Origin of the sequence: Comamonas sp. E6 (assembly GCF_001010305.1) — a bacterium.
In the GTDB taxonomy this organism is placed as follows: domain Bacteria; phylum Pseudomonadota; class Gammaproteobacteria; order Burkholderiales; family Burkholderiaceae_C; genus Comamonas; species Comamonas thiooxydans.
This window is the reverse complement of record NZ_BBXH01000055.1, coordinates 1-5,344: the sequence shown is the minus strand read 5'-3', so window position 1 is coordinate 5,344 and position 5,344 is coordinate 1. Positions and strand designations below refer to the sequence as shown.

Annotated in this window: 9 protein-coding genes; 1 reads left to right on the top strand and 8 read right to left on the bottom strand. The window is 59.0% G+C overall.

The features are described from left to right. From CSE6_RS25770 to CSE6_RS26305, 4 genes are all read right to left on the bottom strand, one after another. A partial coding sequence (locus tag CSE6_RS25770; RefSeq protein ID WP_152668676.1) for a phage portal protein occupies positions 1 to 570 on the bottom strand: 570 nt, incomplete at its 3' end. Further along, positions 571 to 774: a hypothetical protein gene (locus tag CSE6_RS25765; protein WP_059441875.1), complete on the bottom strand. Its 204-nt coding sequence runs from the start codon at positions 772 to 774 to the stop codon at positions 571 to 573. Then, entirely contained in the window at positions 774 to 2,462 is a 1,689-nt protein-coding gene (locus CSE6_RS25760) for a terminase large subunit (RefSeq protein ID WP_059441874.1), read from the bottom strand. The genes CSE6_RS25765 and CSE6_RS25760 overlap by 1 nt, the downstream gene beginning before the upstream one ends. A 2-nt stretch (positions 2,463 to 2,464) precedes the next feature. Continuing rightward, the gene (locus CSE6_RS26305) at positions 2,465 to 2,680 is read right to left on the bottom strand and encodes a hypothetical protein (protein WP_193751183.1); all 216 of its coding nucleotides are present in this window, start codon (positions 2,678 to 2,680) and stop codon (positions 2,465 to 2,467) included. Positions 2,681 to 3,128: 448 nt separating this feature from the next. Here CSE6_RS26305 and CSE6_RS25750 point away from each other — a divergent pair, with 448 nt between their 5' ends. Further along, positions 3,129 to 3,443 (top strand): hypothetical protein, encoded by a 315-nt coding sequence (locus CSE6_RS25750; protein WP_152668675.1) that lies wholly within the window; start codon positions 3,129 to 3,131, stop codon positions 3,441 to 3,443. Between the two features lie 76 nt (positions 3,444 to 3,519). On the opposite strand, the gene CSE6_RS25745 is transcribed toward CSE6_RS25750, so the two are convergent. From CSE6_RS25745 to CSE6_RS25730, 4 genes are all read right to left on the bottom strand, one after another. After that, positions 3,520 to 3,780, bottom strand: a complete 261-nt coding sequence (locus tag CSE6_RS25745; RefSeq protein WP_059441872.1) for a hypothetical protein — start codon at positions 3,778 to 3,780, stop codon at positions 3,520 to 3,522. A 3-nt stretch (positions 3,781 to 3,783) separates the two neighbouring features. Next, positions 3,784 to 4,116 carry an HNH endonuclease signature motif containing protein gene (locus CSE6_RS25740; protein ID WP_059441871.1) on the bottom strand — a complete coding sequence of 111 codons (333 nt, stop codon included), beginning with the start codon at positions 4,114 to 4,116 and terminating at the stop codon, positions 3,784 to 3,786. Continuing rightward, complete coding sequence (locus CSE6_RS25735; protein WP_059441870.1) at positions 4,116 to 4,358, bottom strand: hypothetical protein; 243 nt, start codon at positions 4,356 to 4,358, stop codon at positions 4,116 to 4,118. The genes CSE6_RS25740 and CSE6_RS25735 overlap by 1 nt, the downstream gene beginning before the upstream one ends. 441 nt (positions 4,359 to 4,799) lie before the next feature. Beyond that, the gene (locus CSE6_RS25730; RefSeq protein ID WP_238585818.1) at positions 4,800 to 5,222 is read right to left on the bottom strand and encodes a hypothetical protein; all 423 of its coding nucleotides are present in this window, start codon (positions 5,220 to 5,222) and stop codon (positions 4,800 to 4,802) included. Between the last annotated feature and the right edge of the window lie 122 nt (positions 5,223 to 5,344).

Below are 5,344 nucleotides of genomic sequence, written 5' to 3'. Positions count from 1 at the left end.
GATGGCGGAACGCGCCAGCGTCACGGCATTGATGCTCTTGGCCCAGTTCCACTGCAGGCCGTTGAGTACAAAGACTTCATCTGCCGAGAAGTCGCCGATCATCCCGAACTCATCCCAGCAGCGATAGCGCAACTCGTACCGACTGACCTTGCGCACATCCCACTGCCCCGGCTCCACGGGGATCAACTCCCGCACGCGCCCGTTGTCGCCACGCACCTTGATGGATAGGCCCGCACCGGTCAGGGCTGCGTGTACCGTCATCATCCGGCGCCACTCGAAAGAGGTCTGCCATTCGTTCGGACGCCGCGTCAGGAGCCGGTACTCAGGGATGTTGAGCGCCTTCTCGCTGGTGCCGTCCTTTTTTTCACGGTAGACGTGCAGGTCCGGCGTGGCGCAGCCGTCTGCCAGCACCTTGACGCAAGCCAGCACGGTAGAGACCTGCAGGGCGGTCTTTTCGGTCACGGTCACGCCCGCCACGCGGCTCGCGCCCGTGCCATCGATCAGGTCAGCGATCTGGTCGTAGGTCAGTTCCTTGGCCCGGCGCTCCAGACCCTTGCCGAAGAAAGACATTTACTGACCTCCTCGGATCAAAAGCACGCCACCAGAGATCGAAAGCAGCCCACCAACAATGAAGCCAGCAGGCGGATAAATCATCCAGGCGCCGTAAGAAATCGCCGCGGCTCCGCCAACCAGCAGCGAATCCGGGGCAACGCGCACCAATGCCGCGCGCACCTCAGCAGCGCCGCGCTGCAGCGCTTGAAGGTATTGGTTCATCACTTGTCCCAGAAAGAGCGGCCACCGGCCGCTTGTGGATTGGTCGCCATCAAGGTGACGGCATTCAAAGAGGCCATCAACGGGTCAATCTTTGCCGTGCCGCTGGCCTGCTTGGTGATCAGAGAGGCGTTGCCTGCCGGAACGACCTTGGCATTGCCGACGCACCACGTCATCAACGGCTGCCCGGCGTGGACCAGGCTCCCGTCCTGGAGGCCACGCTCTGCGACCGCCATGGATCCAGTGAGCTTCCATCCCTGAGAAATGCCAATGATCAAGTCTTCGGGTATGCCTGCATCTACAAGTGCCTGGAAAACAACCTTGTGCGTGCGCTCCGGGTCCAGGCCAATCCTGGCCAGCAGCCCAGAGTCAAAAACCAGCTTGCACAGTTCAGCAAGCTCATCCAGATCCTGATTCGGTTGATTCACAACAACCAGGTCGCCGTCCTTCTCGAAATCCCGGTACTTCGCCTCTTCGGATTTGCGGCGCTCGATGCCAATGGGGTGAATCCATGCGCGGTTCCACAGAACGCAGTTTTGCGTTCCCCTCTTCCGGCCCTCGACCGCAAACCCCAGCAAGTCGTCCAGGCCACCACCGTCGATACCCACTGTCACCACCTCGCATTCGGCCAGGATGAAGTCCAGCGTCACCCGGTTGTCGCCACGCTTTTCCCAGAAGTCAGCGCCGGTCCAGCGGTTGGCCCGCAGGTTCAGGCCGATCTGAATATTCAGGTGCTTGGCGAGGAAGCGCTGGAAGCCACCATCCTGCTCAGAAGAGCGCTTTTGCATCTCGTCGGTGAGCCATTCCTTGCTGACCGATCGGCCCAGGTTCGGATTGGTGATGTAGAAATTCTCCGGATCCAAGTAAGCCTTGGACTTGATCATCGCCGCCGGGAACTCGTACAGGATGCCAAGCGTCTTGAGGCTGACCACCGTGCCGTCGCGCACTTCGCGCCAGTATTCCAGCTTGGACTTGAACACGCCCTCAGGCGCTTCATCCGACTGAGTGGTCAAGAAGATGACCCAACCCTCATCACGCGACACCTGACCGCCCAGCGCCTCCTGAAACATGGCATCGGCATTGGCGCGCTTGCCAAACAGCCAGAGCTCGTCCACCAGGATCTTGCCCGACTTCTTGCCCGAGACCGTGTCCGTGTCTGCGGCCACCACCTTCAGGCTGTTGCGATTCACCCGATGGGTGATGGTCCGAATATGGTCCTGGATGTGGAACAGCGCAGACAGCTCCTCATCTGCGCGCACCATGCTGGCCGCCGGCTTGAAGGAGTTATCGGCCACTTCCTTGGTCGGCGCCAGGATCAGATGCTCCTCATCCTCGCGCCAGCACAGGATCAGCGCCGTGAGCATGATGCCCGCGGCGATGGTGGATTTCGTATTCTTCTTGCTGATGAGCAGACCGTATTCACGGATCAGCTGCTTGCCCGTCTCGGCGTCGTAAGCACCGAATATGACGCGCACAAAGTCGAAGACCCACTCTTCCGAGCATTCCCCGAATGTTGGGGGCCGGTACTCGTCGAGCTCCGCGTCCCAGACCTTGGGCAGGTCAACGACCTTGAGTTCCTTGAAGATGGCCAGGGCCTGCTCGGCCTGGTCCTGGAAGATCGGCGGCGGAATGATGGACTTCCGCTGCACCAACCGTTCTTCCCAGTCGATGCAAGCGGTGCTCCATTCCATACCTATACCTTCTGTCCGTTAGCGGCCACCAATTTCGGAGGCGCGGCCGGCGCAAACCGGCTGGCGATCTTTTTCGCCGCAGCGTTCTTCTCTTCCTTTTTGCCCGCCTCGCCCTTTTTAGGGTGGCAGTACGGTGCCGCCAACGTGGCAGCCTGCATCCGGCGGCCGCGCTCCTCGGTGTGATCGCGCATCACCTCAAGCAGGTAATCCAGCGGCATGAGGTCGCTCAGGTCTGGTGGCGGCTCTGGCTCAGCAGGCGGCTGTTTGCCGAACGGCCACTTGGGATCGTCCTTGTAGCCATTGGCATCAACCTGGGGAGGCGCAGCTTTTGGCGCCGCCTTCTTGCTTGGCTTTACCTCTTCGGGCTGCTTTTTTGGGCGGCCAGCCCCGGGCCGCGCGCCACCTCTTGGCATAAGCGGCTCCTTTGAATTCTTTGATTTCTTTGAATTCCACCCCCGGATTTATTCATACAGGGGGAAATTTTCTGCGCGTGCGGAACAGGGCGGTCTAGAGGTCGAGTGGGCGCAGACTTTGCCTACCCCCTCCCCGTTTCAAGACCCTCGGGCGCTACGCATGACGGTTGACGCCAAGAGAATTGCTCTTAAAAAGAAGTCACAATTGAACTTGGTACTGCCTGCGTACTGATATTCAAAACAAGGATTTCTCATGGCTTTTTCAATTGTTGGATATGTCACCGTTGCTTATCAGGAGCCTGTTTACAACGAACAAAACCAAGTCGTTGGCTACGAAACCCAAGAGGAAACTTTCAACGGCTCAGACTTCGGCTGGGAAGACGGAGAGGGCACTGAAACAGATGATGAAGGGAACGTAAAACATTCCGGCATCTGGATTGCTTTCGGAGCTGATGAGCGAGCAGTCGTTGTAAGTGTTAACGCCTATCGGGGAGGTCAATGCTTTCATTGGTCTGTGACAGGTCGCAATTGCACCATTCTTTCAGAAGAACTCGATTACGAGTTTTAAGAGGAAGCCCCGCTGATCAAGTCATGCGGGGCTATTTTCAACTTGGGCTGTAACACGAATACGCGCGCACTCTTGATCACAGCCGAGGCGATCCCTTCGCCTCAACCATCAAGGCGGCCGGCGGCATGGTGCTACCGGCCACCCACAACATGACAGGCTGACCCGCCTTGATCGCCTCAATCTCTGCAGGCGTAGGCTTCCAGAACGAAACCACTGCCGGCACGCCATCCCAGTCTGTAACGGTGATGGGCAGCGCGTTGCATGGCAGGGTCTTCTGATCCCAGCCTGCCGGCGCGCCAAGCACGGCATTGTTTGATGGGTGCTGCATTCGGTCCATGGGTCACATCCTTTGCTCGGCGCGCTGTTTGTCACGGGAATGATGAGTGCTGCACAACGACTGCCAGTTACTTCGGCGCCAGAACAGCGATTGATCACCTCGGTGCGGGGTTATGTGGTCAACCACCGTTGCAGCCTCCACACGACCAACTGCCTCGCACATCACGCAAAGTGGATGCTCACGCAGGAACTGCGCCCTGGCCTGCTGCCACTTGTAGCCATAGCCGCGCTGTGCGGATGTCTGGTCACTTGTGCGCCAGCTGCCGGCCTGGATGGTCTGCACACGCTTGGTGTCCAGCATTGGCACGCCGCTCTTGAGCGTCTGAAGCTTGGCCATCACGCACGCCGACCGTAGCAGTGGAACAGGCAGGGCATGCGCTCCAGCCCCTGGATGGCGTAGATCGAAGCGAAGCGAATGCGCCGGCCAGCAATGCGCCCTTGGGCGTCAATGCGGCTCGGGTTGTCGTGAACCTTGATCCAGCCGCCCGAGGTGCTGACCTCTGACACGCGAGAAAAGCGCTCGCCAGTGTCCACGTCGATGATCGTCGCCCCACGGGCGTTTGCTGCTGTGTAGAGCATTTCGCCCTCCTCGGGATAGGTGCCGCCACCGAGTGATCCGCCCCTGAAGCAATGTGCGTGATCGTCGGGCGTGCTCGGTGGCAGCGAACCGGGAATAAAAAAGCCGCCGAGGCGAACCAGGACGGCAGATGCCGGCTTTCGGCCAGCCAGTAGACAAACGAAAAAGCCCCAGCGGTTTAGGCTGAGGCTTTGAAATGGTGTGACGAGACGAACCTAGTCGCGGACTTGAAGCAGGTTAAGCTCAATCCTCCAGGCGACACAAATAGGGGCCCGAATTTAATCGAGGGTATCTGCGAAGCGTAGGCGGCATACTCTCCCTGCAATCCTTGACGTGAATCTTCTTTCGCGTCACAGAATCAATATACAACGAAGTATGCAATCAACAAAGCCCGCAGGTGAACCTAGCGGGCTTTTTCTATTTGGTCACGCCGCTGGCTACCTTCAGGCAGCCAGGGCACACGACTCAGTGTCGCGGAGAATAGGCGCGATTGTGACACCCTTTGTCAAGTAGCGCAAGCGGTAGATGTTCCAGAAGTGCCGCAAGCCCTCAATTCGACTGCCGTCCCACACATCACGCTTGAGGCGCATGCGTCGACGGGCCTCCATCGGGTGCTCCTTCTGGGGGATGTAGATCGCAAACAGCACGCGTCGAAACTGCATTGGCACGGACTGCAGCGCCAGCTGGACATGCCGCGCGCTCCAGTCCGGCATGAAGGGGATCAGGGGTTCGTCATCACTCCGGGCCTGTGGCGGCGGTCGATACTTCCCCTCCGCGCTGGCACAGCGCTGCTTCTTGTACCGATCCTGGGCCCATCGCCCGTACCTCTCCAGCAGCTCCTCGGCCTGCTGCAAGTCTTGGGGCACATTCAAATTCAAGTCTCTACGCATCAGCCCCTCTCTTTCTTTGATTGCTTCAGTTACCCAACAGACGACGCACGGTCACGTTCAGCGCGTCCAGTTCGCTCATCTTTTTGATTGCCCACATA